Origin of the sequence: Spiroplasma endosymbiont of Colias croceus (assembly GCF_964020095.1) — a bacterium.
Classification (GTDB): Bacteria; Bacillota_I; Bacilli_A; order Mycoplasmatales; family VBWQ01; genus Spiroplasma_E.
This window is the reverse complement of record NZ_OZ026536.1, coordinates 1,167,433-1,193,204: the sequence shown is the minus strand read 5'-3', so window position 1 is coordinate 1,193,204 and position 25,772 is coordinate 1,167,433. Positions and strand designations below refer to the sequence as shown.

Here is a 25,772-nt window from a genome sequence, read left to right as displayed (position 1 = left end):
TAGAAAGAGTGAGTTACAGATGGCTAAAAAGCAAAATATTAATAATAATGATCCAATATCAAAAGCAGTAGATTTATTATTAGAAAATACTGAAGATTTAACAACAGTTTTTAAAGAGGGAGGATTGTATAAAGAATTAACAAAAAGATTAGTAGAAAAAATGTTGAATTCTGAGATGCAAAATTATTTGGGATATGAAAAGAATCAACATAGTAATAGTGACAATGCTCGTAATGGTATAAGTTCAAAAAAAATAATAACTCAACAAGGTAAAATTGAGATTGATGTACCACGAGATCGCAATAGTAATTTTAATCCTATAATAGTTGCAAAAAGACAAAGAAGATTTGATGGTTTTGATCAACAAGTTCTTTCTTTATATGCAAAAGGTATGACATTATCAGATATTAGAATGCAATTACAAGAGTTATATCATGGTGCTGATATTAGTGAAAGTGTTATTAGTCAAATTACTGATGATGTTATTGATGATGTAAAAGCATGGCAAAATCGACCATTAGAAAGTGTCTATCCGATTGTTTATTTTGATTGCATAGTAGTGAAAGTACGACAAGATAAAAGGATTATTAATAAATCAGTTTATATAGCTTTAGGAGTTGATTTAGAAGGTAAAAAAGATGTTTTAGGTTTATGAATTAGTGAAAATGAAGGTGCTAAATTTTGATTAGCAAATTTCACAGAAATGAAAAATCGTGGCTTAAATGATATTCTTATTGCCTGCAGTGATAATTTAACAGGCATGTCAGAAGCAATACAATCAGTTTATCTTAAAACAGAACATCAATTATGCATAGTTCATCAAATTAGAAATAGTTTGAAATATGTCTCATATAAGCATAGAAAATCTCTAGTTGCAGATTTAAAACCAATTTATACTGCATGTAGTGAAGAACAAGCAATGCAGGCTTTAGAATCCTTTGAAAATAAGTGAAATAAACAATATCCTCAAATTGCTAAATCTTGATATAAAAATTGAGATAATTTAATGGTTTTTATTAGTTATCCTACAGAAATCAAAAGAGTTATTTATACAACAAATGCTATTGAATCTGTAAATAGTCAATTACGAAAAGTTATCAGAAATAAAAAAGTTTTTCCTAATGATATGGCAGTTTTTAAAATATTTTATTTAGCAATTGAAAATATAACAAAAAAATGAACAATGCCCATTCAAAATTGAAATACAGCAATTGCTCATTTTATGATAAAATTTGAAGATAGAATTAATCTAAACTAGTACTTTGTAAAACAAAGATACACAGATTACATAAAAGCCTCTAAACAATCGGATAGACACTTTCTAATGGTCGATTTTGCCATGCTTTTACATCATCAATAACATCATCAGTAATTTGACTAATAACACTTTCACTAATATCAGCACCATGATATAACTCTTGTAATTGCATTCTAATATCTGATAATGTCATACCTTTTGCATATAAAGAAAGAACTTGTTGATCAAAACCATCAAATCTTCTTTGTCTTTTTGCAACTATTATAGGATTAAAATTACTATTGCGATCTCGTGGTACATCAATCTCAATTTTACCTTGTTGAGTTATTATTTTTTTTGAACTTATACCATTACGAGCATTGTCACTATTACTATGTTGATTCTTTTCATATCCCAAATAATTTTGCATCTCAGAATTCAACATTTTTTCTACTAATCTTTTTGTTAATTCTTTATACAATCCTCCCTCTTTAAAAACTGTTGTTAAATCTTCAGTATTTTCTAATAATAAATCTACTGCTTTTGATATTGGATCATTATTATTAATATTTTGCTTTTTAGCCATCTGTAACTCACTCTTTCTAGTCATTTAATTATATTTACTAGAATTAATTAAACATAGTTATTTTTGTAAGTTACACAGATTACTAAACATTACCTTATTATTATCAAATACTGATTTTATTTGTTCATTTTTTACTTTCATTATTTCTAAATTAAAAGGTACACGTTCATTCATATAATTAATATGATATTGATATATATTATCTGGATTACAAGTTGTTATTTTAATTCTTTTTTTAGCATTACCAATAGCAAATGTTATTGCTTGAAATTCTGCTTGACTAAATTCATTTGCTTCTTCTTCTCATTCTATTGCTAAATCAAAACCTTTTATTTCTGCTCTAGAAAGACCTTTTAAAGGTATTCTATCTTCGATTGGACTCATTCCTTTTAATTTTGTTTGAGGTCTATCGTTATTATAAAAGTAAATATATTTGGGTAAATTTTCTTTTATTCATTCAATAGTTCTGTTTTTTCTTAGAATTTGATATAGAAATTCTGTTTTCATTGTTCCAAATCAAGATTCAGTAGCACCATTATCACAAGAATTACCTCTTCTAGACATCGAAATTTTTATTTTTAATTCGTCACATAAGGTTTTATAAGAAGGATTTGTATAATGAAATCCTTGGTCTGATTGTAAAATTCATGAAGTAGGTTTTTGAGCATTAACTCAAGCTTGAATAATGTTTTGGACAACAAATGTCATATCTAAACTTGCGCTTATTTTATAATCTAATATTTCATTATTATGAAAATCTTTAACAATTGATAAATAATATGTTTTACCATTAGTCAATAGACTTCTTGCAAAACTATGATATTAATCACATTTTTTAAGTTTAAAAATTTATTTTAATAACACTTTTAATATTTTTTAAAAATTATTGTTCAAAAGACATATTCCGTAATTAAATTTTTTAAAAGTCAATTAATAATTTTAAAATTTATTTTATAATTTTGTTATTAACAATAAATTTAGAAAAGTGTTGATAAAAATGATTTTTGAAAATTTAAAAAAATTAAAAAATGAAGAATTTTATAGATATTTTGGTATAAAACGTTTTCATTTTAATGAAATGTTAGAAAAATTAATTGAAATAGAAAAATTAGAAAAAAATAAAGGTCGAAAAAATAAACTTTCAGTAGAAGAAAGATTAATGATGACTTTATTATACTGAAAAGAATATTATACTTTTTTTCAAATGAGTATTAAATCTAAAATGAGCCCATCAAGTTGTTTTCGAAATATTACTTGAGTAGAAAATAAACTTAGTAACCACAAAGATTACCAATTTTTAAAAGAAAGATATAAATTAAAAATTGATAAAAAACAAGAAAATTCAAATGAATTTCAATTTTATTTAATTGATTCAACTGAGATTGAAATTGAAAGACCAACTAAAAAAAACTACAGTTAGAATATTTTTCTGGTAAAAGTTGAATGTATTCTATAAAATTTCAAATTGTATATGATTTTTTTAATAAAAAAATTGTTGATATTTTTGCTGATAATGGTAAAGTGCATGATTTTCAAATATTAAAAAATTCAAATCTTGAATTTTCAGAAAAAACAATAATTATTGGTGATTTAGGATATCAAGGTATACAAAATATTTATAAAAATACAATAATACCAATTTAAAGAACTAAAAATAAAAAATTAACTAAACAAGAAAGAAAATACAATAAGATTGTATCTAAAATTAGAATTAAAGTTGAACATGTCTTTGCTTGATTGAAAAGATTCAAAATTTTAGTAAATAAATGTAGAAAATCTAAATTTAGACTTATGTACTTAAGATTTAACTTACTTTGTGAAATTTTTAATAAAATAAAACCATTAAAATAAAAAAAATATTAAAAATATTTTTTTAAAATTTAAATTTTTATCGAGTTAATATAAAAATATTATTAACAATTTTTTGTTTAAAATGTAAACTCATTTTTTAAACTATTTTTTCAAAAAATATTTATTTCTATATTCAATAACACTAAATAGTTTTAAAACAATTTTATTGACAATTAATTAAATTTAATTACGGAATATGTCCAAAATATGTTTTATTTTTTGTCATTAAAATACAACAAAAATTATTATTTCAAATAAAAAAATAAAATATTAAATTATCAAATATATTTAAATTAATAATTGTAAATTATAAATTGAAGCTATTAAATTAAATCTTAATGCAAATTTTTTTCTTCTATTTCGATATTTTTCACTAATAATTTTAAATTTTTTAAGAATCGCAAAAACATGTTCAATAACAACTCTCATTTTTGAAATAGCCTTATTATTTTTCTTTTCTTCTTTAGTTAAAGGGTTTTTCTTTGATTTTCGTTTAGGTAATAAGACATTTTTATGTATGTTTTGTATACCTTGATATCCTAAATCTACTAAAATAGTTGTTTCTGATAAAAATTTCGTTTTTGAATTTTTTAAAATTTTAAAATCATGATTTTTACCATAAGAAAAATAAGAACTTATAATTTTTTTACTATCTTTTTCAATTATGACTTGAGTTTTTATTGTATGTTTTTTCTTTTTTCCTGAATAATATTGTTTTTGACTTTTTTTGGGCGTTGAATAGTACTTTCAGTCACATCAATGATAACTGTTTTATCTTTAAAATTATTATTTAACAGTGATTTTTGCCCATCAAGTTGTTGAAAATCAGGATGTTTTATTAAAGTATTTTCTATTCACTTGATATTCCTATAGCAACTACTTTCACTAATTCCATAACTTTTAGCAATATGAAAATAAGTTCGATACTCTCTTCAATATTCTAAAGTCATTAATAAACGATTTTCTAATGATAATTTATTAGGTGTACCACCATTTTTAAACTTTTTTACTTCTTCTGTCTTTAAAATTTCTAGAATTTTATTAAAAATAATATCATTTATACCAGTTAATCTTAATAATTCTGGATTGTTAATAGTTTTTAATTTATCAAACATCATAGATTACCTATCTTTTTTATTTTTAATTTTATTTTAAAAATTAAATTTTTAATAGATAGGTTTTGCAAGAAGTCTAATTAATAAAGTTATCATTTTATAACCATAAATTTCTTTAAATTCATAAAAAATATTTTTAATTATATTAGCTAAAAATTTATCTCATTTATTAAATTCATTCATTCCGTTTTTAATTCATTTGTAATATCCTGATTTTGAAACCTTTAAAAATCAACATAAATAACTAATCTGATATTTTTTCTTCAAGGAGAAAATCAGAAAATATTTTTTCTTTTTTGTCGATTTTTCTAAATACTTTTTTTATATCGTTCATTACCTCAATATATTGAATTAATTCTTGTTTTGTCATTTCATTAAAATTTAAAGATTTGGTTCGACCTGTTCTTTTGGTTTTTTTAGCACGAATTCCATTGCCATATTCTAAAACTTCTTCACCTAATAATTTGTATGCTTTAATTCATTCTTTTATTGATGATCGGCCAATACCATATTCTAATGCAGTTTTATCAATCGTTTTAATTTTACTTATTTTTATTATTTTTAACTTTTCTTCTTTTGATAGTCATTTAGCCATAAAAAAAATTAACACCTTCCTTAAAGTATTTTTAACACAAAGGTTACAATTCTGTGTCTACTTTATTCTAGATGTTCAATATTAATTTATTAAAATAATTATACTTAAAATTATTATTTTTACTATCAACTTAACCATTAATATCTTATAATAACATTTAGAATACTAAAATATAGTAAGAATTTAGGAGAGAAAGATATGGAACTTACAATTAATATTTTATCTTGGATTGGAGCAATTTTAACTAGTATTGTTTTAATTCCTCAAAGTTTTAAAATAATTCGCACCAGAAATACAAAATCATTATCATTATATATGTATATTATTTTTGTACTATCAGCAATAACATGAATTATTTTTGCAATATTGTCTAATCAACCTGCTATTATTACAACTAATACTATTGTATTATTTTTTGCAAGTATTATTTTAATTCTAAAAATTAATAATATTTTTAGAAAAAAAGAAAAACCATAGTTTCAATTAGGTAATAAGAATTAAAGGATTTTCATTAATATATTTAATTCATCATTTAAAACCATGACTACCATTTTCATCAATTACTAAATTAGTAGTAATTTTTCTATTAGTTAATATTTTTTTTAATTCAATAGTATTACTTTCATAATTTGTTACTAATTTGCCTTCAAAAAACTTTGGTTCTTTTTTTCCTACCCATAGTTCAACTATTAAAGGTTGATTATTATTTAAAACTTTAGTTTTTAAATCTTCAATAATTTGTGAATTAAATCAAATTGCTGGCGAAAATAATAATAATTTTGTAAATTGTAATTTTGATAAATATAACATTTGTAAACAAAAATATGCTCCCAAAGAACAACCAATGGCATTTAAATTTTTAATTTTTAAATTAAAGTTTTTAATAACAAATGGTATAACCTCATTAATAATAAATTCTAAGTAATTTTTACCATTACCACCAAGAAAATCAATCTTACTTTTTTTTAATTCAGGAAAATATTTTGTCATTAATATTTTTACATCATCATTGGTATAAGTTGCTAAATCATTAAAACGAGTCATATTATTGGTACTACCAATACCAATAAAAATACAATTACTATTATTTTCAAATAAAATATTACTATTACTATTAAGTAACATATCTTTACCATCAAAAACTAAATAAACTTCATAAGCAATATTTTGATCATAAATAGAAGGTAAAGCAATAATAATATCTTTATTAATATTTAAAAATTTACTTTTAATATTTTCAACTTTTACATCATAATTATTCATATTTTTTCTCCTTAATTTATTGATAATTTCCTAACAAAGAATAATTCATTATTCTAATATAAAAATTAAAATTAGTTTGTTCTAAGCGCATAGCACATTTAACCAATTCATCTAAAATTATCAACTTATTAGTAAATAAAGTTTCATATGAAAAAAAAGCTTTTAAATTTAAATCAGTACTATCTTTTGTTAGCAATGTTTTTCTAGTTTCTAAATCCAACAAGTAAAATAACATTAATAAACTTCCAAACTCATAATTATTTTTTATGTTTGTTTCATTCTTAGTTAAATTAATAAAAATATTACCACTAATATTTACCAATCTTTTAATTATTAGCAAACTTTCTTTTTTCAAATTAGAATTATTTATCAAAAAATTAGGTAATACTACTTTTGAAGTATCATCAAACCAAACTTTTATTTGGTCTTTACATCCAAGTAATAATAAAAGTTCCTTGGCATTTTGATAATCATCTAACTGTTTTTCTTGACGCTTAAAAGTAGGAATTAAAGCAGAAATAGTTAATATAAAATTTGCAACTAATCTTAAATATTCTTTATAAGAAATTTTATTAAAATATAAATAAACACTTATTATTTTCATAAACATTAAATTTTGATTACTATTAAATATTAAGTTATAAGTATTACGATAATCTTTTGCTTTTAAATGACCTAATTTTTTTTTAATTTCGCGCTTAAAAAAATAATTACTTTTTAAAAGCAAAAGATGGTTAAATAATCGATATTCGGGAATCATTTTTTACTTCCAATCTAATTATATATTTTTAAATTTAATCTTAAAATAATTATAACATTGAAATAAATAAGTAACATTATGTACTTATTTATTATATTTAATTGCCAATAATATCATTGATAATTAATTATATTTAATAGACTTCTTGCAAAACTATGATATTAATCACATTTTTTAAGTTTAAAAATTTATTTTAATAACACTTTTAATATTTTTTAAAAATTATTGTTCAAAATATGTTTTATTTTTTGTCATTAAAATACAACAAAAATTATTATTTCAAATAAAAAAATAAAATATTAAATTATCAAATATATTTAAATTAATAATTGTAAATTATAAATTGAAGCTATTAAATTAAATCTTAATGCAAATTTTTTTCTTCTATTTCGATATTTTTCACTAATAATTTTAAATTTTTTAAGAATCGCAAAAACATGTTCAATAACAACTCTCATTTTTGAAATAGCCTTATTATTTTTCTTTTCTTCTTTAGTTAAAGGGTTTTTCTTTGATTTTCGTTTAGGTAATAAGACATTTTTATGTATGTTTTGTATACCTTGATATCCTAAATCTACTAAAATAGTTGTTTCTGATAAAAATTTCGTTTTTGAATTTTTTAAAATTTTAAAATCATGATTTTTACCATAAGAAAAATAAGAACTTATAATTTTTTTACTATCTTTTTCAATTATGACTTGAGTTTTTATTGTATGTTTTTTCTTTTTTCCTGAATAATATTGTTTTTGACTTTTTTTGGGCGTTGAATAGTACTTTCAGTCACATCAATGATAACTGTTTTATCTTTAAAATTATTATTTAACAGTGATTTTTGCCCATCAAGTTGTTGAAAATCAGGATGTTTTATTAAAGTATTTTCTATTTACTTGATATTCCTATAGCAACTACTTTCACTAATTCCATAACTTTTAGCAATATGAAAATAAGTTCGATACTCTCTTCAATATTTTAAAGTCATTAATAAACGATTTTCTAATGATAATTTATTAGGTGTACCACCATTTTTAAACTTTTTTACTTCTTCTGTCTTTAAAATTTTTAGAATTTTATTAAAAATAATATCATTTATACCAGTTAATCTTAATAATTCTGGATTGTTAATAGTTTTTAATTTATCAAACATCATAGATTACCTATCTTTTTTATTTTTAATTTTATTTTAAAAATTAAATTTTTAATAGATAGGTTTTGCAAGAAGTCTAATATTTCAAGAAATAAATTTATTAAATCAATTTAAGTTATATGCTGTATCTATTAATGAACCATTAACAGAAGCTAATATTAATAATTTATATATCATTAATAATTATTCACAACCTTATCAAAATCCAAAAACAAGAAGTACTAAAAGTATTACTATTATTAAAATTAAAGATTTTAAAACAAGAGATGGTTATCCAATCATTATTAAATTACAAAAACCATTAGATAAAGATACCAAAGTTATTGGTTTAAAAATTAAAGCCCCTAGAAGCATCATTTTTGGCAATATAAAGGTACTTGGTGAAGTTGACAATATGGAAGTATACCCAAAGTTGTTTGTTAAAGATAAGATAGCATTTCCGCTATTATCAATGCCTATTGAAACTCAACCAAAAGTTAGAATATTACAACAATGATTCAGTGAACAAATATTACCTTGAAATCTTGCAAAACAATTTATTGGAGAAGAAAAATCAGTTTTAGATTTAATTGCTATTGGTGGTGGAAGTGAAACAAGAAAAGAAATTATTAATAATGAAAAAATAACATATGCTAAAATTGGTAAATATGATGGTGGAAAACCAGTACCGAAAAAATTACCAGATTTTGAAATGAAAAAGAACGAACAATATTTCTTATATAGTCATCAAGAACCAAACCCACCATATCCAAGTAGAGTTATTGCTATTGAATTATCACAAAACTTTAATTCAATTGAAATTGAAATAAATGATAAACCACCAATTGATAGTTTACAACAACTATTATTAGATATGCTAACTTATACATATACTTATAACAGAAATTTTGATGGTGCTGTATATGAAAACGGAAATCCTAAAAATGATATTGCTAAATTAAGACAAAAATTTGAAGGTCAAAAGCCTGATGATGTTATTACTAATTTATTTAAAAGACATATTCCGTAATTAAATTTTTTAAAAGTCAATTAATAATTTTAAAATTTATTTTATAATTTTGTTATTAACAATAAATTTAGAAAAGTGTTGATAAAAATGATTTTTGAAAATTTAAAAAAATTAAAAAATGAAGAATTTTATAGATATTTTGGTATAAAACGTTTTCATTTTAATGAAATGTTAGAAAAATTAATTGAAATAGAAAAATTAGAAAAAAATAAAGGTCGAAAAAATAAACTTTCAGTAGAAGAAAGATTAATGATGACTTTATTATACTGAAAAGAATATTATACTTTTTTTCAAATGAGTATTAAATCTAAAATGAGCCCATCAAGTTGTTTTCGAAATATTACTTGAGTAGAAAATAAACTTAGTAACCACAAAGATTACCAATTTTTAAAAGAAAGATATAAATTAAAAATTGATAAAAAACAAGAAAATTCAAATGAATTTCAATTTTATTTAATTGATTCAACTGAGATTGAAATTGAAAGACCAACTAAAAAAAACTACAGTTAGAATATTTTTCTGGTAAAAGTTGAATGTATTCTATAAAATTTCAAATTGTATATGATTTTTTTAATAAAAAAATTGTTGATATTTTTGCTGATAATGGTAAAGTGCATGATTTTCAAATATTAAAAAATTCAAATCTTGAATTTTCAGAAAAAACAATAATTATTGGTGATTTAGGATATCAAGGTATACAAAATATTTATAAAAATACAATAATACCAATTAAAAGAACTAAAAATAAAAAATTAACTAAACAAGAAAGAAAATACAATAAGATTGTATCTAAAATTAGAATTAAAGTTGAACATGTCTTTGCTTGATTGAAAAGATTCAAAATTTTAGTAAATAAATGTAGAAAATCTAAATTTAGACTTATGTACTTAAGATTTAACTTACTTTGTGAAATTTTTAATAAAATAAAACCATTAAAATAAAAAAAATATTAAAAATATTTTTTTAAAATTTAAATTTTTATCGAGTTAATATAAAAATATTATTAACAATTTTTTGTTTAAAATGTAAACTCATTTTTTAAACTATTTTTTCAAAAAATATTTATTTCTATATTCAATAACACTAAATAGTTTTAAAACAATTTTATTGACAATTAATTAAATTTAATTACGGAATATGTCCAAAGAATGAAAATTAGCTTATCCAAATTATATAAATTTACCACAAGTTCAAATATTTAAACAATTAATTATTATGTTATCAAATAATATCTATTCAAATATGTCAATTAATAAAGGATTAAATGACGATAATAAAATTTTATTACCTTATTATTTTGAATTAAAATCAAATCCTATACATACAGATACTGGTAAAGTTTGAGAATTTAAAGATGTAAAGGTAATATTAAAATCTAAATATTTTGATTTTACAGATATTAATAATATTAATTTAAAAAAATAATGATATTAGTCAAAATGAATTATTTAAACTAGATGATAATCAATTTAATTGATTATCTATTACCAATGAATTAGAAAGTAATAATATTCCGTCATTAATTCCTGCTGATTGAACATTAGGAAATGGAGAATATGGAAAATATTTTACAAGAGTAATTATTAATAAAATTAAAATTGAAAATGTTTTAAATTTATATGGTTCAAATAAATCTCAATTATTTTCTAAATTAGAATTTTATAAAGAAATTTCACAAATTGATAATAATATTGAATTTGAATTACAAATTGAAAATCCGATTAATAATTTAAATCGGATTGAAATTAGCGGAATATTTGGTTCTGGAAATTATGATTTAATTTTAATAACAGAGAAACAAGAAATTGATTTAAAAAAATATTAATTCATTCGATAAATATAATGAAAATATCTCTTATATAAATTTAGAAATTTAATTATCAATCAAAATATCCATTTGGATATTTACCATCCCATTCTATATCAACTTTATGTTGTTTAACAGATGAAAAATATAGTGAAAATACATCTGATGAAGTTGTTTTATCAACTCAAATTTGATACTTACCAAAAACTATGTTAATGTTTAGTAATCTGTGTAACTTACAAAAATAACTATGTTTAATTAGTTCTAGTAAATATAAGACATATTCCGTAATTAAATTTTTTAAAAGTCAATTAATAATTTTAAAATTTATTTTATAATTTTGTTATTAACAATAAATTTAGAAAAGTGTTGATAAAAATGATTTTTGAAAATTTAAAAAAATTAAAAAATGAAGAATTTTATAGATATTTTGGTATAAAACGTTTTCATTTTAATGAAATGTTAGAAAAATTAATTGAAATAGAAAAATTAGAAAAAAATAAAGGTCGAAAAAATAAACTTTCAGTAGAAGAAAGATTAATGATGACTTTATTATACTGAAAAGAATATTATACTTTTTTTCAAATGAGTATTAAATCTAAAATGAGCCCATCAAGTTGTTTTCGAAATATTACTTGAGTAGAAAATAAACTTAGTAACCACAAAGATTACCAATTTTTAAAAGAAAGATATAAATTAAAAATTGATAAAAAACAAGAAAATTCAAATGAATTTCAATTTTATTTAATTGATTCAACTGAGATTGAAATTGAAAGACCAACTAAAAAAAACTACAGTTAGAATATTTTTCTGGTAAAAGTTGAATGTATTCTATAAAATTTCAAATTGTATATGATTTTTTTAATAAAAAAATTGTTGATATTTTTGCTGATAATGGTAAAGTGCATGATTTTCAAATATTAAAAAATTCAAATCTTGAATTTTCAGAAAAAACAATAATTATTGGTGATTTAGGATATCAAGGTATACAAAATATTTATAAAAATACAATAATACCAATTAAAAGAACTAAAAATAAAAAATTAACTAAACAAGAAAGAAAATACAATAAAATTGTATCTAAAATTAGAATTAAAGTTGAACATGTCTTTGCTTGATTGAAAAGATTCAAAATTTTAGTAAATAAATGTAGAAAATCTAAATTTAGACTTATGTACTTAAGATTTAACTTACTTTGTGAAATTTTTAATAAAATAAAACCATTAAAATAAAAAAAATATTAAAAATATTTTTTTAAAATTTAAATTTTTATCGAGTTAATATAAAAATATTATTAACAATTTTTTGTTTAAAATGTAAACTCATTTTTTAAACTATTTTTTCAAAAAATATTTATTTCTATATTCAATAACACTAAATAGTTTTAAAACAATTTTATTGACAATTAATTAAATTTAATTACGGAATATGTCCATAATTAATTTTCTAGAAAGAGTGAGTTACAGATGGCTAAAAAGCAAAATATTAATAACAATGATCCAATATCACAAGCAGTAGATTTATTATTAGAAAATACTGAAGATTTAACAACAGTTTTTAAAGAGGGAGGATTGTATAAAGAATTAACAAAAAGATTAGTAGAAAAAATGTTGAATTCTGAGATGCAAAATTATTTGGGATATGAAAAGAATCAACATAGTAATAGTGACAATGCTCGTAATGGTATAAGTTCAAAAAAATTAATAACCCAACAAGGTAAAATTGAAATTGATGTACCAAGAGATCGTAATAGTAATTTTAATCCTGTAATAGTTGCAAAAAGACAAAGAAGATTTGATGGTTTTGATCAACAAGTTCTTTCTTTATATGCAAAAGGTATGACATTATCAGATATTAGAATGCAATTACAAGAGTTATATCATGGTGCTGATATTAGTGAAAGTGTTATTAGTCAAATTACTGATGATGTTATTGATGACGTCAAAGCATGGCAAAATTGACCATTAGATAGTGTTTATCCGATTGTTTATTTTGATTGTATAGTAGTTAAAGTACGACAAGATAAACGGATTATTAATAAATCAGTTTATATAGCTTTAGGAGTTGATTTAGAAGGTAAAAAAGATGTTTTAGGTTTATGAATTAGTGAAAATGAAGGTTCTAAATTTTGATTAGCCAATTTCACAGAAATGAAAAATCGTGGCTTAAATGATATTCTTATTGCTTGTAGTGATAATTTAACAGGCATGTCAGAAGCAATACAATCAGTTTATCTTAAAACAGAACATCAATTATGCATCGTTCATCAAATTAGAAATAGTTTGAAATATGTCTCATATAAGCATAGAGAATCTCTAGTTGCAGATTTAAAACCAATTTATACTGCATGTAGTGAAGAACAAGCAATGCAGGCTTTAGAATCATTTGAAAATAAATGAACTAAACAATATCCACAAATTGCTAAATCTTGATATAAAAATTGAGATAATTTAATGGTTTTTATTAGTTATCCTGCAGAAATAAAAAGGGTAATTTATACCACAAATGCTATTGAATCTGTTAATAGTCAATTACGAAAAGTCATCAGAAATAAAAAAGTTTTTCCTAACGATATGTCAGTTTTTAAAATATTTTATTTAGCAATTGAAAATATAACAAAAAAATGAACAATGCCCATTCAAAATTGAAATACAGCAATTGCTCATTTTATGATAAAATTTGAAGACAGAATTAATCTGAATTAGTAACTTTGTAAAACAAAGAAACACAGATTACATAAAAGCCTCGATATTAATCACATTTTTTAAGTTTAAAAATTTATTTTAATAACACTTTTAATATTTTTTAAAAATTATTGTTCAAAATATGTTTTATTTTTTGTCATTAAAATACAACAAAAATTATTATTTCAAATAAAAAAATAAAATATTAAATTATCAAATATATTTAAATTAATAATTGTAAATTATAAATTGAAGCTATTAAATTAAATCTTAATGCAAATTTTTTTCTTCTATTTCGATATTTTTCACTAATAATTTTAAATTTTTTAAGAATCGCAAAAACATGTTCAATAACAACTCTCATTTTTGAAATAGCCTTATTATTTTTCTTTTCTTCTTTAGTTAAAGGGTTTTTCTTTGATTTTCGTTTAGGTAATAAGACATTTTTATGTATGTTTTGTATACCTTGATATCCTAAATCTACTAAAATAGTTGTTTCTGATAAAAATTTCGTTTTTGAATTTTTTAAAATTTTAAAATCATGATTTTTACCATAAGAAAAATAAGAACTTATAATTTTTTTACTATCTTTTTCAATTATGACTTGAGTTTTTATTGTATAGACATATTCCGTAATTAAATTTTTTAAAAGTCAATTAATAATTTTAAAATTTATTTTATAATTTTGTTATTAACAATAAATTTAGAAAAGTGTTGATAAAAATGATTTTTGAAAATTTAAAAAAATTAAAAAATGAAGAATTTTATAGATATTTTCGTATAAAACGTTTTCATTTTAATGAAATGTTAGAAAAATTAATTGAAATAGAAAAATTAGAAAAAAATAAAGGTCGAAAAAATAAACTTTCAGTAGAAGAAAGATTAATGATGACTTTATTATACTGAAAAGAATATTATACTTTTTTTCAAATGAGTATTAAATCTAAAATGAGCCCATCAAGTTGTTTTCGAAATATTACTTGAGTAGAAAATAAACTTAGTAACCACAAAGATTACCAATTTTTAAAAGAAAGAGATAAATTAAAAATTGATAAAAAACAAGAAAATTCAAATGAATTTCAATTTTATTTAATTGATTCAACTGAGATTGAAATTGAAAGACCAACTAAAAAAAACTACAGTTAGAATATTTTTCTGGTAAAAGTTGAATGTATTCTATAAAATTTCAAATTGTATATGATTTTTTTAATAAAAAAATTGTTGATATTTTTGCTGATAATGGTAAAGTGCATGATTTTCAAATATTAAAAAATTCAAATCTTGAATTTTCAGAAAAAACAATAATTATTGGTGATTTAGGATATCAAGGTATACAAAATATTTATAAAAATACAATAATACCAATTAAAAGAACTAAAAATAAAAAATTAACTAAACAAGAAAGAAAATACAATAAGATTGTATCTAAAATTAGAATTAAAGTTGAACATGTCTTTGCTTGATTGAAAAGATTCAAAATTTTAGTAAATAAATGTAGAAAATCTAAATTTAGACTTATGTACTTAAGATTTAACTTACTTTGTGAAATTTTTAATAAAATAAAACCATTAAAATAAAAAAAATATTAAAAATATTTTTTTAAAATTTAAATTTTTATCGAGTTAATATAAAAATATTATTAACAATTTTTTGTTTAAAATGTAAACTCATTTTTTAAACTATTTTTTCAAAAAATATTTATTTCTATATTCAATAACACTAAATAGTTTTAAAACAATTTTATTGACAATTAATTAAATTTAATTACGGAATATGTCCTATGTTTTTTCTTTTTTCCTGAATAATATTGTTTTTGACTTTTTTTGGGCGTTGAATAGTACTTTCAGTCACATCAATGATAACTGTTTTATCTTTAAAATTATTATTTAACAGTGATTTTTGCCCATCAAGTTGTTGAAAATCAGGATGTTTTATTAAAGTATTTTCTATTCACTTGATATTCCTATAGCAACTACTTTCACTAATTCCATAACTTTTAGCAATATGAAAATAAGTTCGATACTCTCTTCAATATTCTAAAGTCATTAATAAACGATTTTCTAATGATAATTTATTAGGTGTACCACCATTTTTAAACTTTTTTACTTCTTCTGTCTTTAAAATTTCTAGAATTTTATTAAAAATAATATCATTTATACCAGTTAATCTTAATAATTCTGGATTGTTAATAGTTTTTAATTTATCAAACATCATAGATTACCTATCTTTTTTATTTTTAATTTTATTTTAAAAATTAAATTTTTAATAGATAGGTTTTGCAAGAAGTCTAATTTTATATCTATGCCGGTGCGTGTTCCAAATTTAAGACATTTAACTGTATTTTTTGATATTCATGGAACTACAGATTTAACTATTCCACCAGATGTTTTATTTGGTCAAGTTAATATTTTTTCAAGTGAGAAAGTAACACCAGTTCCACCAAATAGTCCTTTTAATCCTGAGTATGAACGAGTTAGTTGATATGATGTTTTTGGTCAATTGCGTAATGCTTTTAGATGAGTACTTTATGGTGTTGTTGGTAAAGTTTTACCCGTTGAACCTTTAAGAGATTTTTTTGCTAAACTTGACGGATTATTGAGACGTATTTTTGATGATACTATTAGTTCTGTTTTAAATGTTGATTTTACTAGTGGTTTAGAACAAGTTTTAACTTTATGAGTATTTTTAAAAGCAGTAGGATTTTTAGTTGGTTAGGAGTTTATTATGAAAAAGAAAGATTTATTTGAAATTTGTAGTGGAGTTATTTTTTGTTTTTTAATATCATCGCTTACTGCGTTATTTTTTGATTTTGATGTAGACAAATTAAAGTTATTTTTTGAAAATGCTAGTTTTGGTTCAAAAATTTTAATTTTCTTTTTTGATTTTATTTTTCCCTTTATTTTAAGTTCATATTTTGTAGAGTTTTGTTTTTGAATTAAAAATAAGTTTAAAAATAAAAGTAAGGTGGTTAAATAATGCCTTGATATGGTTATTTACTTTTAGGAGTTATATTATTAATAATATTTTATCCATTTTTAATAACTAGAAAAAATATAAAAATATTACAACGTGTAGGTAGTTATATAATTTCAGCACCACCACGTACTGGTAAATCTGCTCTTGCTTGTTGTTTAGCACAAAAACATAAGGGTAGGGTAGTAAGTCCTATTCCTATTAAAGTTCGTAATGAGTATAGTTATCGTTGTTCTTATGATGATGTTTTTAAATTTAATCAATTAAATAGTAATTATGCTTTTAAAGAGTGTGATATGGTTGTTTTAGATGAGTTAGGTTTGAAAATTAATAGTAATGATTTGTCGCCCGAATTTAAAGAAACACAAGAAAGTTTAGGAATGTTTTGTAAATTAATAGGTCATAACTTTAATGGAATTATGTATATGATTGAACAACATCCCGATAGAATACCAAAACAAGCACGTGAAAAAGTTGAATATATTGTGCAAGTTAAAACAATGCGTATTTTGTTATTTTTAGTTAAGTTTAAACTAAATATTTATACTAATGTTGATGATTATAATAAAGTTGTATTATCTAAAAGACAAACAAAGCGAATAATTAAACGTGGTGGATTACCACCTAGTTATAGTGGTGAAAGTATGACTTTTAGTTTATGATTTCCTAGGTCTTATTTACAAAGATATAATAGTCGTGCTTTAAATTATATTCATTCGTTAAAGAGTGAATTAAGTACTGTTAAAGACTATGAACAATCACAAGCATTAGATTTTACTGTTGATGATATTAGAGCAGTAGGATTAGATAAGTTGGATAATATATTACAAACTGAAAAGAAAGAAACTGAAAATACTGTATGCCGTACTTGTTATTATAGAAATAAATATTCTAAGAAAAATAAGAAAGATGTTAAAAAAGAGTAAACCTATATTATTGGTCGAAGCCAACCAGAACCTTGGTTGGTTGGCCGTGGGGTTTACGCCACTGGGGTGAGTTGCGAAGCAACTAGGGGCAAAGCCCCTATATACTTGGTTTAAAATCTAGTCATATCTGGGATACGGCCAGTTTATAATGGCTGTTGAAAGACCTTTTAAAAATCGTCAAAATCAATTTCAAATTGATTTTATCACTATTAAAACTTGAATAGCTAATACAGAGGAATTAAAAACACTATTAAGAAAGAATGCAATTATTGGTATTAAAGGTAGAATTCAAACATTTGCTAATAAAGCTAATGATTTTTACTATACAGAAATTATTGCTGATCGTATTATTTATTTAACTTAAAAGTAATTAAAAAATGGTCTTAATTATTGACTAATTAAGACCATTTTTATTTTTACTACTAATAAGTTTATAGTCACTTTATATTTTTTCAAATTAAAACGATATATAGTAAAATAAATTTGTTATAATTTTACTATAATTTATTAAGACATATTCCGTAATTAAATTTTTTAAAAGTCAATTAATAATTTTAAAATTTATTTTATAATTTTGTTATTAACAATAAATTTAGAAAAGTGTTGATAAAAATGATTTTTGAAAATTTAAAAAAATTAAAAAATGAAGAATTTTATAGATATTTTGGTATAAAACGTTTTCATTTTAATGAAATGTTAGAAAAATTAATTGAAATAGAAAAATTAGAAAAAAATAAAGGTCGAAAAAATAAACTTTCAGTAGAAGAAAGATTAATGATGACTTTATTATACTGAAAAGAATATTATACTTTTTTTCAAATGAGTATTAAATCTAAAATGAGCCCATCAAGTTGTTTTCGAAATATTACTTGAGTAGAAAATAAACTTAGTAACCACAAAGATTACCAATTTTTAAAAGAAAGATATAAATTAAAAATTGATAAAAAACAAGAAAATTCAAATGAATTTCAATTTTATTTAATTGATTCAACTGAGATTGAAATTGAAAGACCAACTAAAAAAAACTACAGTTAGAATATTTTTCTGGTAAAAGTTGAATGTATTCTATAAAATTTCAAATTGTATATGATTTTTTTAATAAAAAAATTGTTGATATTTTTGCTGATAATGGTAAAGTGCATGATTTTCAAATATTAAAAAATTCAAATCTTGAATTTTCAGAAAAAACAATAATTATTGGTGATTTAGGATATCAAGGTATACAAAATATTTATAAAAATACAATAATACCAATTAAAAGAACTAAAAATAAAAAATTAACTAAACAAGAAAGAAAATACAATAAGATTGTATCTAAAATTAGAATTAAAGTTGAACATGTCTTTGCTTGATTGAAAAGATTCAAAATTTTAGTAAATAAATGTAGAAAATCTAAATTTAGACTTATGTACTTAAGATTTAACTTACTTTGTGAAATTTTTAATAAAATAAAACCATTAAAATAAAAAAAATATTAAAAATATTTTTTTAAAATTTAAATTTTTATCGAGTTAATATAAAAATATTATTAACAATTTTTTGTTTAAAATGTAAACTCATTTTTTAAACTATTTTTTCAAAAAATATTTATTTCTATATTCAATAACACTAAATAGTTTTAAAACAATTTTATTGACAATTAATTAAATTTAATTACGGAATATGTCCTTAGTATAAAAGGTTAGGAGCAAACAAAATGAAAATTGGAATTGTAAGTGATTCAGCTACTGGTTTTACCGTTGAAGATATGAAAAAATATCCTGAAATAATAATTATTCCTTTAAATATTATTGAAGGAGAAAATGCTTATGATGATAATAACATTGATATTGATAGCGAAACAATTCGTAAAAAGATGATTGATGAACACTGTATTTTAAAAACTAGTCAAACTAGTCGTGGTAAACTTGAACAATATTGAGATAATGCTTTAAGTAAATATGATCAAATTTTATTTTTACCAATTGCTAATAATGCTTCAGGACAATATGCAAGTTCACAAGTTTTACAAAAAGAAGAAAAATATAAAAATAAAGTTCATATTTTAGAAACAGGTGCTGCTTCAATAACTTTAAAATTTATGGTTTTAATTGCTTTTACTCTTGTTAAAAATGGAAAAAAATTCCTGAAATTTTAGGAATTTTAAATAAATTTCGTAAAACTTATGAATCTTATATTGCTCCTAATGATTTAAAATTTTTGGCTCGTGGTGGTAGATTACCAATGAGTAAAGCAAGAATTGGTAATTTTTTACGTTTTAAACCAATTTTAAGATGTAAAGAAACAATTGATAATATTGGTAGAGTTAGAACCTTAAGTAAAGCTATGGAAGAAATGTTAGATATTATTACTAAAATTAAAGATGTTACTAAAGAAACAATATATATTATTGATGGTTGATGTAGAAAAGATATTATTGATGAAGCAATTAAAAAAGTAAAAAATAGAGGATTTACCAAATATAAAGTTGAACCATTATGTAATATTTTAAAAACACATACTGGTAATAATACTATTGGTTTTTCAGTAGTACCTAATCAATGAGTAAAAGAAGTCTAATAAAAAAGTAGTTTTATAAAAAATGATTAAGTATTCTGTTTTTTAGAAAATATATAAAAAACTTTAAATCTAAAAAAGAATGTTAGTAAAGGTTAATTTAGTTTACTAACATTCAGATTTTTTCAACTTATAAATAATAAAATATTAAATATTATGATTTAAATTCTTATTAATAATTAAAGTTTTAAACTAAAGAAATAATTGAAAAAATTTAATAAAATAAATATTTATAAATCAAAGTAATGGTTTTTTAATTTATTGAGTTTTAACTATAAAATTAAAAAATATTTTTATTAAGTATCCTTAACCATTTCATAGTATAACTATTTTATTTTTTTAATTTTAATAGCCATTTTCATTTAGTGGTATTTTAAATCAAAAACCTTCATAACAAACAACATTTCCAAAATTATTTTTATATTTTTGATAAGAACGACAAATATTATTATAGGCTTGATAATAGCGTTTTTTATTAGTTTTATCAATGTGGTAAACTTTTAATATTGCTTCTTCCATAGTGTCATAAACATCTAAACAGTTATCTTCTTTATGATATCTCGCATAAATAAAATTATTTTTTTTCATTTTTAACTCCAATACTTTTTTATATATTCCCATAATTTAAGATTTACTTAGAACATAGATTATATTTATAATATTTAGGATTTTAAAAAAATATGAAATGGTGTAAGAACATTAAATTAGTTTGTAAATTTATAAAAAATAAAATGATAAGTTAAATTTATGACAATATTAAAAATATTGTTAATAACATAAATTGATAACAAATTATTTTTTTATAGAATATAGTTTTAATTGAAAAATTATTATTTATTGTTTATTTTTGAATTCTAAGTAAATCTTAATTTAAGTCTATAATTGAAAAAATGAATATACAATAATAAATTCACTTTTTTATAAAAAGGCGAATTTATTTCATAATTTTATATTTATTGTAAAATTAAAATTAAAATTTTATTTAATTTTTAACTAATATTTTTTAAATTTATTATTTTATTTTAAATAAATTTTTACTATTTTAGTGGTTTTTTATTTTTTTATTATAAATTATTTTTCATTTTTTTAGATTTATTTGAAAAAATATTAACTAAACACTTTCTATTTTAAATGATAAAAAGTAAAATAATGTTATTGTTAATAAAACAAGAAATAAGTATATTAATAGTTTTAAAAAAACTACTAAGATATTTTTAAAATTTAATAGAGGATGAAAATGCAAACTTTTATTGGAATTATAGGTTATTTAGCCGGAATATTGTCTATTATAACATTTATTCCACAAGCAATAAAAACAATAAAAACTAAGGAAACTAAACATATAATCTTATCAACTTATATTATTTATAATATTGCTACTCTTTTTTTCTTGATATTTGGAATACTTTCAGTAACATTACCAGTAATGTGACCAGAAGGTGCTGATACTCTTGAAATTGCAATTTGAGGTTCTACCTTAATAATACCGTATACAGTAACAATGACTGCAACTAATTGTATTATTTATGTTAAAGTAAAAAATATGAAAACGTTGGGCAAAAATGCTAAAACTTTGGAGGAATAAAAATAATGGCAAATACTGAATGATGAATTATTACTATAATAGGGATTATTGGAGCACTTATTGCTGTTATAGCATTTTGTCCACAGTCTTTAAAAACAATAAAAACTAAAAAAACAGATGGTATTTCTTTACTTACATTTATTCTTTATACAACAGCTAACAGTTTATGAGTATTATGGGGCATTATTCATTTATCATATCATGGTGGATCTGAATCAACAATTTTAATGAAAGATTTAGTTATAATTTGTGCTAATACACCTTGTGCAATATGATCAGGAATTATTCTTGGTATTAAAATTAATAATATGTATAAATATGGTGAAGATTGTAAAAAATGAAAAGGTAAAGTAAATATAAAGAGTGACTTTTAATAGTTTATTTTTTATTAAAAATAATAATTTATTACTAAAAATGCATTGTAATGATGCATTTTTTAATAGTTATAGTAGTAAAATACTTATCAAAATTAAAAATATAATTTAAGTTATAATATATTTATAATTAAAAATTCTGTGGGGTTAAATAATGATAATTCAAAATGATGTTTATAAAATTCTAGTACAAGTAATCCTAGAAAAAGGTCATTGTAATGTTTTATTAGCACAAATGATGCGAGATAAAAATCTAACATTATCAGAAAAAGAAGCAATTGAAAAGATAGTACTAGGAACCTTAAAAAATCAAATTTATTTAGATTATATATTAAATCAAATATGAAATGTTTTGAAATCAGTAATTACTATTCCTTTTCACATAACTATTTTATTATGAATAGTTTTATATGAAATCTATTTTTTAGAAATTACTAATAAAGAAATCTTCATTGAAAATACTTTAAAAAAAGTAAGCACCATTGATAATAAACTAACATTTATTATTTCTAAAGTATTAGATTTATGTTTTACTGAATTTAGATCAGAATTTAACTTACAAAAAGAAAGTAAACAAAATATTAAATTAATTAAATATAGTTATCCTAGTTGATTATACTCTTTAATAAAATCACATTTTAGTATTAATATTGCAAATCAATTGATAAAAGATAACTTAAGAATGCCATTAATTAGTTTTAGAGTTAATACATTAAAAACTACTGTTAATAAAGTGTTAAACAATGAAAATTATAAATCTTTTAACTTTTGTTTAAGCGAGATAGTATCTGATGGTATTATTAGTTCAAAGTCAATTTTTAACACAAAATTATATGAAAATGGTGAAATTATTAAACAAGATCAAGCAAGTATGCTAGTTAGTCATATTTTAGATCCACAACCATATGATGAAGTATTAGATATGTGTGCAGGAATTGCTAGTAAAACAGCCCATATGGCAGCTTTAATGTCTAATCACGGTAAGATAGTTGCTTGTGATATAAATGAAGAACGATTAAAAATTGGTGCTACTTATTTGAAAAAATTAGGCGTAACAAATACTGAACTTAAATATGGTGATTCTACAATATTAGATTTTAATAATAAATTTGACAAAATTTTAATTGATGCTCCTAGTACTGCTTGAGGTTTAATTAAAAGAAAACCAGAAGTTAAACTTATCAATTGAAGTAAAGAAGAAATTAATCAGTTAATTACTGTTCAAGCAAAATTATTAAATAAGGCTTATCAACTTTTAAAACCTGAAGCGATAGTTGTGTATGTTACTTGTACTTTCAATATTAAAGAAAATCAAAATCAAATTGAGAATTTTGTTAAAAATCACCCAGATATGACAATCATTGCAGAAAAACAATTTTTTGGTTTTAATAACAATACTGATGGATTTTATATTTGTAAATTAAAAAAAGGAATATAGAGGGACAGTTTATGAAAATAAATGCTAGTTATAAAACAGATGTTGGTAATTATCGTACAAATAATCAAGATGCCATTTTATATTTAACAAATAACACTGGACAAGTTATTGGTGTTGTTTGTGATGGATTGGGTGGTCATAAATGTGGTGAAGTGGCCAGTAATATGGCTGTTAGTATGTTAAAAAAATTTTTTGAAACAACAGATTTTACTAAATTAAAACATGATAAACAAATTCATGCATGATTACAAGAAAAGATAGAAATTATTCAAATTGAAATGAATAATTTTAGTTTAAGTAATGAACAAGCGCTTGATATGGGAACAACTATGGTAATAATTTTAATTACTAATAACAAAGCTTATTTAGTAAATATTGGTGATTCACGTATTTATCAATATAGTGAACAAGGATTAAAACAGTTAACAGTTGACCATAATATTTTAAATTTATATTTACAAAAAAATACAACTAAAGAATCAAGTTTTGATTTAAATCACACTTATTGAAAGGCATTGACTAGTGCTCTTGGTCCACGTAAGCCATTAAAAACCGATATTTTTCATTTACCATTAATAATTCCATCATATTTTCTTTTAACTAGTGATGGTGTTCATGATTTTTTAGAAGAATATGAAATAGTTAATATTTTAGAAAAAAATGGAAATATTAATAATAAAGTTAAATTATTAATTAAGCAAGCATTACTTAATGTTTCAACTGATAATGTTACTGCATTATTAATGGAAATAAAATTTTAGTCTTTTGATATTTTTGTGTAAAAGACATATTCCGTAATTAAATTTTTTAAAAGTCAATTAATAATTTTAAAATTTATTTTATAATTTTGTTATTAACAATAAATTTAGAAAAGTGTTGATAAAAATGATTTTTGAAAATTTAAAAAAATTAAAAAATGAAGAATTTTATAGATATTTTGGTATAAAACGTTTTCATTTTAATGAAATGTTAGAAAAATTAATTGAAATAGAAAAATTAGAAAAAAATAAAGGTCGAAAAAATAAACTTTCAGTAGAAGAAAGATTAATGATGACTTTATTATACTGAAAAGAATATTATACTTTTTTTCAAATGAGTATTAAATCTAAAATGAGCCCATCAAGTTGTTTTCGAAATATTACTTGAGTAGAAAATAAACTTAGTAACCACAAAGATTACCAATTTTTAAAAGAAAGATATAAATTAAAAATTGATAAAAAACAAGAAAATTCAAATGAATTTCAATTTTATTTAATTGATTCAACTGAGATTGAAATTGAAAGACCAACTAAAAAAAACTACAGTTAGAATATTTTTCTGGTAAAAGTTGAATGTATTCTATAAAATTTCAAATTGTATATGATTTTTTTAATAAAAAAATTGTTGATATTTTTGCTGATAATGGTAAAGTGCATGATTTTCAAATATTAAAAAATTCAAATCTTGAATTTTCAGAAAAAACAATAATTATTGGTGATTTAGGATATCAAGGTATACAAAATATTTATAAAAATACAATAATACCAATTAAAAGAACTAAAAATAAAAAATTAACTAAACAAGAAAGAAAATACAATAAGATTGTATCTAAAATTAGAATTAAAGTTGAACATGTCTTTGCTTGATTGAAAAGATTCAAAATTTTAGTAAATAAATGTAGAAAATCTAAATTTAGACTTATGTACTTAAGATTTAACTTACTTTGTGAAATTTTTAATAAAATAAAACCATTAAAATAAAAAAAATATTAAAAATATTTTTTTAAAATTTAAATTTTTATCGAGTTAATATAAAAATATTATTAACAATTTTTTGTTTAAAATGTAAACTCATTTTTTAAACTATTTTTTCAAAAAATATTTATTTCTA

General features: G+C 21.0%; 35 protein-coding genes and 3 pseudogenes. 26 read left to right on the top strand and 12 right to left on the bottom strand.

What is annotated here, in order from left to right; genetic code table 4:
* Positions 1 to 19: 19 nt before the first annotated feature.
* Positions 20 to 1,258, top strand: coding sequence for an IS256 family transposase (locus AACL24_RS07475; RefSeq protein ID WP_339045948.1), 1,239 nt, complete (start codon positions 20 to 22; stop codon positions 1,256 to 1,258).
* Positions 1,259 to 1,301: 43 nt separating this feature from the next.
* On the opposite strand, the pseudogene AACL24_RS07470 reads toward AACL24_RS07475, so the two are convergent.
* Both AACL24_RS07470 and AACL24_RS07465 read right to left on the bottom strand, forming a co-directional pair.
* Positions 1,302 to 1,823 (bottom strand): annotated as a pseudogene (locus tag AACL24_RS07470) (transposase); the annotation flags it as partial.
* 57 nt (positions 1,824 to 1,880) lie between these two features.
* A complete protein-coding gene (locus AACL24_RS07465) occupies positions 1,881 to 2,621 on the bottom strand; it encodes an IS3 family transposase (RefSeq protein ID WP_339049325.1) in 741 nt (246 codons plus the stop codon).
* Positions 2,622 to 2,820: 199 nt separating this feature from the next.
* On the opposite strand from AACL24_RS07465, the gene AACL24_RS07460 reads away from it, so the two are divergent.
* Both AACL24_RS07460 and AACL24_RS07455 read left to right on the top strand, forming a co-directional pair.
* Positions 2,821 to 3,243, top strand: coding sequence for a transposase family protein (locus AACL24_RS07460; RefSeq protein ID WP_339045912.1), 423 nt, complete (start codon positions 2,821 to 2,823; stop codon positions 3,241 to 3,243).
* 23 nt (positions 3,244 to 3,266) lie between these two features.
* Positions 3,267 to 3,467 (top strand): transposase, encoded by a 201-nt coding sequence (locus AACL24_RS07455; RefSeq protein ID WP_339049324.1) that lies wholly within the window; start codon positions 3,267 to 3,269, stop codon positions 3,465 to 3,467.
* 495 nt (positions 3,468 to 3,962) lie between these two features.
* On the opposite strand, the gene AACL24_RS07450 is transcribed toward AACL24_RS07455, so the two are convergent.
* The 3 genes from AACL24_RS07450 to AACL24_RS07440 all read right to left on the bottom strand — a co-directional run bounded on the left by AACL24_RS07450 (position 3,963) and on the right by AACL24_RS07440 (position 5,384).
* Positions 3,963 to 4,792 (bottom strand): IS5 family transposase gene (locus AACL24_RS07450; RefSeq protein ID WP_339045885.1). Its coding sequence is split into 2 segments (ribosomal slippage): positions 3,963 to 4,396 and positions 4,396 to 4,792, totalling 831 coding nucleotides; the frame shifts between segments, so codons are not numbered across the junction.
* A 48-nt stretch (positions 4,793 to 4,840) separates the two neighbouring features.
* The gene (locus AACL24_RS07445; RefSeq protein ID WP_339049323.1) at positions 4,841 to 4,972 is read right to left on the bottom strand and encodes a hypothetical protein; all 132 of its coding nucleotides are present in this window, start codon (positions 4,970 to 4,972) and stop codon (positions 4,841 to 4,843) included.
* 61 nt (positions 4,973 to 5,033) lie between these two features.
* Positions 5,034 to 5,384, bottom strand: coding sequence for a hypothetical protein (locus tag AACL24_RS07440; RefSeq protein WP_339049322.1), 351 nt, complete (start codon positions 5,382 to 5,384; stop codon positions 5,034 to 5,036).
* Positions 5,385 to 5,582: 198 nt separating this feature from the next.
* Between AACL24_RS07440 and AACL24_RS07435 the strand changes: the two genes are divergently transcribed.
* Positions 5,583 to 5,861 (top strand): SemiSWEET family sugar transporter, encoded by a 279-nt coding sequence (locus tag AACL24_RS07435; protein WP_339049321.1) that lies wholly within the window; start codon positions 5,583 to 5,585, stop codon positions 5,859 to 5,861.
* Between the two features lie 6 nt (positions 5,862 to 5,867).
* Here the strand turns inward: AACL24_RS07435 and AACL24_RS07430 are convergent, their stop codons facing one another.
* From AACL24_RS07430 to AACL24_RS07415, 4 genes and pseudogenes are all read right to left on the bottom strand, one after another.
* Positions 5,868 to 6,647, bottom strand: coding sequence for an alpha/beta hydrolase-fold protein (locus tag AACL24_RS07430; RefSeq protein ID WP_339049320.1), 780 nt, complete (start codon positions 6,645 to 6,647; stop codon positions 5,868 to 5,870).
* A 16-nt stretch (positions 6,648 to 6,663) separates the two neighbouring features.
* Positions 6,664 to 7,407: a hypothetical protein gene (locus AACL24_RS07425; RefSeq protein ID WP_339049319.1), complete on the bottom strand. Its 744-nt coding sequence runs from the start codon at positions 7,405 to 7,407 to the stop codon at positions 6,664 to 6,666.
* A gap of 317 nt (positions 7,408 to 7,724) precedes the next feature.
* Positions 7,725 to 8,554 (bottom strand): annotated as a pseudogene (locus AACL24_RS07420) (IS5 family transposase).
* A gap of 48 nt (positions 8,555 to 8,602) precedes the next feature.
* Positions 8,603 to 8,728, bottom strand: coding sequence for a hypothetical protein (locus AACL24_RS07415; protein WP_339049318.1), 126 nt, complete (start codon positions 8,726 to 8,728; stop codon positions 8,603 to 8,605).
* 217 nt (positions 8,729 to 8,945) lie between these two features.
* Between AACL24_RS07415 and AACL24_RS07410 the strand changes: the two genes are divergently transcribed.
* The 7 genes from AACL24_RS07410 to AACL24_RS07380 all read left to right on the top strand — a co-directional run bounded on the left by AACL24_RS07410 (position 8,946) and on the right by AACL24_RS07380 (position 14,072).
* Positions 8,946 to 9,560, top strand: coding sequence for a hypothetical protein (locus AACL24_RS07410; RefSeq protein WP_339049317.1), 615 nt, complete (start codon positions 8,946 to 8,948; stop codon positions 9,558 to 9,560).
* An 87-nt stretch (positions 9,561 to 9,647) separates the two neighbouring features.
* On the top strand, positions 9,648 to 10,070 hold the full coding sequence (locus AACL24_RS07405; RefSeq protein WP_339045912.1) for a transposase family protein: 423 nt from the start codon (positions 9,648 to 9,650) through the stop codon (positions 10,068 to 10,070).
* A 23-nt stretch (positions 10,071 to 10,093) separates the two neighbouring features.
* Positions 10,094 to 10,501 carry a transposase family protein gene (locus AACL24_RS07400; RefSeq protein ID WP_339045908.1) on the top strand — a complete coding sequence of 136 codons (408 nt, stop codon included), beginning with the start codon at positions 10,094 to 10,096 and terminating at the stop codon, positions 10,499 to 10,501.
* A gap of 196 nt (positions 10,502 to 10,697) precedes the next feature.
* Positions 10,698 to 10,985 carry a hypothetical protein gene (locus tag AACL24_RS07395; RefSeq protein WP_339049316.1) on the top strand — a complete coding sequence of 96 codons (288 nt, stop codon included), beginning with the start codon at positions 10,698 to 10,700 and terminating at the stop codon, positions 10,983 to 10,985.
* Positions 10,986 to 11,745: 760 nt separating this feature from the next.
* Complete coding sequence (locus tag AACL24_RS07390) at positions 11,746 to 12,168, top strand: transposase family protein (protein ID WP_339045912.1); 423 nt, start codon at positions 11,746 to 11,748, stop codon at positions 12,166 to 12,168.
* A gap of 23 nt (positions 12,169 to 12,191) precedes the next feature.
* On the top strand, positions 12,192 to 12,599 hold the full coding sequence (locus tag AACL24_RS07385) for a transposase family protein (protein ID WP_339045908.1): 408 nt from the start codon (positions 12,192 to 12,194) through the stop codon (positions 12,597 to 12,599).
* A gap of 234 nt (positions 12,600 to 12,833) precedes the next feature.
* Complete coding sequence (locus AACL24_RS07380) at positions 12,834 to 14,072, top strand: IS256 family transposase (protein WP_339049315.1); 1,239 nt, start codon at positions 12,834 to 12,836, stop codon at positions 14,070 to 14,072.
* Positions 14,073 to 14,274: 202 nt separating this feature from the next.
* Here AACL24_RS07380 and AACL24_RS07375 read toward each other — a convergent pair whose 3' ends face one another.
* Positions 14,275 to 14,688, bottom strand: a complete 414-nt coding sequence (locus AACL24_RS07375) for a transposase family protein (protein ID WP_339049398.1) — start codon at positions 14,686 to 14,688, stop codon at positions 14,275 to 14,277.
* Positions 14,689 to 14,774: 86 nt separating this feature from the next.
* Between AACL24_RS07375 and AACL24_RS07370 the strand changes: the two genes are divergently transcribed.
* Both AACL24_RS07370 and AACL24_RS07365 read left to right on the top strand, forming a co-directional pair.
* Positions 14,775 to 15,197 carry a transposase family protein gene (locus AACL24_RS07370; protein WP_339049314.1) on the top strand — a complete coding sequence of 141 codons (423 nt, stop codon included), beginning with the start codon at positions 14,775 to 14,777 and terminating at the stop codon, positions 15,195 to 15,197.
* Positions 15,198 to 15,220: 23 nt separating this feature from the next.
* Positions 15,221 to 15,628: a transposase family protein gene (locus AACL24_RS07365; RefSeq protein ID WP_339045908.1), complete on the top strand. Its 408-nt coding sequence runs from the start codon at positions 15,221 to 15,223 to the stop codon at positions 15,626 to 15,628.
* A gap of 187 nt (positions 15,629 to 15,815) precedes the next feature.
* On the opposite strand, the gene AACL24_RS07360 is transcribed toward AACL24_RS07365, so the two are convergent.
* Entirely contained in the window at positions 15,816 to 16,265 is a 450-nt protein-coding gene (locus tag AACL24_RS07360) for a transposase family protein (RefSeq protein WP_339049312.1), read from the bottom strand.
* A gap of 87 nt (positions 16,266 to 16,352) precedes the next feature.
* Between AACL24_RS07360 and AACL24_RS07355 the strand changes: the two genes are divergently transcribed.
* The 7 genes and pseudogenes from AACL24_RS07355 (at position 16,353) to AACL24_RS15555 (ending at position 20,509) form a co-directional block, all read left to right on the top strand.
* Entirely contained in the window at positions 16,353 to 16,766 is a 414-nt protein-coding gene (locus AACL24_RS07355; RefSeq protein WP_339049311.1) for a hypothetical protein, read from the top strand.
* Between the two features lie 9 nt (positions 16,767 to 16,775).
* Positions 16,776 to 17,027, top strand: a complete 252-nt coding sequence (locus tag AACL24_RS07350; RefSeq protein WP_174481476.1) for a hypothetical protein — start codon at positions 16,776 to 16,778, stop codon at positions 17,025 to 17,027.
* Positions 17,027 to 17,950, top strand: a complete 924-nt coding sequence (locus AACL24_RS07345) for a hypothetical protein (protein WP_339049310.1) — start codon at positions 17,027 to 17,029, stop codon at positions 17,948 to 17,950. The genes AACL24_RS07350 and AACL24_RS07345 overlap by 1 nt, the downstream gene beginning before the upstream one ends.
* A gap of 148 nt (positions 17,951 to 18,098) precedes the next feature.
* Positions 18,099 to 18,314, top strand: a complete 216-nt coding sequence (locus AACL24_RS07340; protein WP_339049309.1) for a single-stranded DNA-binding protein — start codon at positions 18,099 to 18,101, stop codon at positions 18,312 to 18,314.
* Positions 18,315 to 18,562: 248 nt separating this feature from the next.
* Positions 18,563 to 18,985: a transposase family protein gene (locus tag AACL24_RS07335; protein WP_339045912.1), complete on the top strand. Its 423-nt coding sequence runs from the start codon at positions 18,563 to 18,565 to the stop codon at positions 18,983 to 18,985.
* A 23-nt stretch (positions 18,986 to 19,008) separates the two neighbouring features.
* Entirely contained in the window at positions 19,009 to 19,416 is a 408-nt protein-coding gene (locus tag AACL24_RS07330; RefSeq protein ID WP_339045908.1) for a transposase family protein, read from the top strand.
* Between the two features lie 230 nt (positions 19,417 to 19,646).
* Positions 19,647 to 20,509 (top strand): annotated as a pseudogene (locus tag AACL24_RS15555) (DegV family protein).
* Positions 20,510 to 20,851: 342 nt separating this feature from the next.
* Here the strand turns inward: AACL24_RS15555 and AACL24_RS07315 are convergent.
* Positions 20,852 to 21,127: a hypothetical protein gene (locus tag AACL24_RS07315; RefSeq protein ID WP_339049306.1), complete on the bottom strand. Its 276-nt coding sequence runs from the start codon at positions 21,125 to 21,127 to the stop codon at positions 20,852 to 20,854.
* A 616-nt stretch (positions 21,128 to 21,743) separates the two neighbouring features.
* Here AACL24_RS07315 and AACL24_RS07310 point away from each other — a divergent pair.
* The 6 genes from AACL24_RS07310 (at position 21,744) to AACL24_RS07285 (ending at position 25,642) form a co-directional block, all read left to right on the top strand.
* A complete protein-coding gene (locus AACL24_RS07310; protein WP_339049305.1) occupies positions 21,744 to 22,091 on the top strand; it encodes a SemiSWEET family sugar transporter in 348 nt (115 codons plus the stop codon).
* A 5-nt stretch (positions 22,092 to 22,096) separates the two neighbouring features.
* Positions 22,097 to 22,465: a SemiSWEET family sugar transporter gene (locus AACL24_RS07305; RefSeq protein WP_252319585.1), complete on the top strand. Its 369-nt coding sequence runs from the start codon at positions 22,097 to 22,099 to the stop codon at positions 22,463 to 22,465.
* 154 nt (positions 22,466 to 22,619) lie between these two features.
* Positions 22,620 to 23,903 (top strand): methyltransferase domain-containing protein, encoded by a 1,284-nt coding sequence (locus AACL24_RS07300; RefSeq protein ID WP_339049304.1) that lies wholly within the window; start codon positions 22,620 to 22,622, stop codon positions 23,901 to 23,903.
* A gap of 11 nt (positions 23,904 to 23,914) precedes the next feature.
* A complete protein-coding gene (locus AACL24_RS07295) occupies positions 23,915 to 24,664 on the top strand; it encodes a protein phosphatase 2C domain-containing protein (RefSeq protein ID WP_339049303.1) in 750 nt (249 codons plus the stop codon).
* A gap of 124 nt (positions 24,665 to 24,788) precedes the next feature.
* The gene (locus AACL24_RS07290; protein WP_339045912.1) at positions 24,789 to 25,211 is read left to right on the top strand and encodes a transposase family protein; all 423 of its coding nucleotides are present in this window, start codon (positions 24,789 to 24,791) and stop codon (positions 25,209 to 25,211) included.
* A gap of 23 nt (positions 25,212 to 25,234) precedes the next feature.
* Complete coding sequence (locus AACL24_RS07285; RefSeq protein ID WP_339045908.1) at positions 25,235 to 25,642, top strand: transposase family protein; 408 nt, start codon at positions 25,235 to 25,237, stop codon at positions 25,640 to 25,642.
* Positions 25,643 to 25,772: the final 130 nt, after the last annotated feature.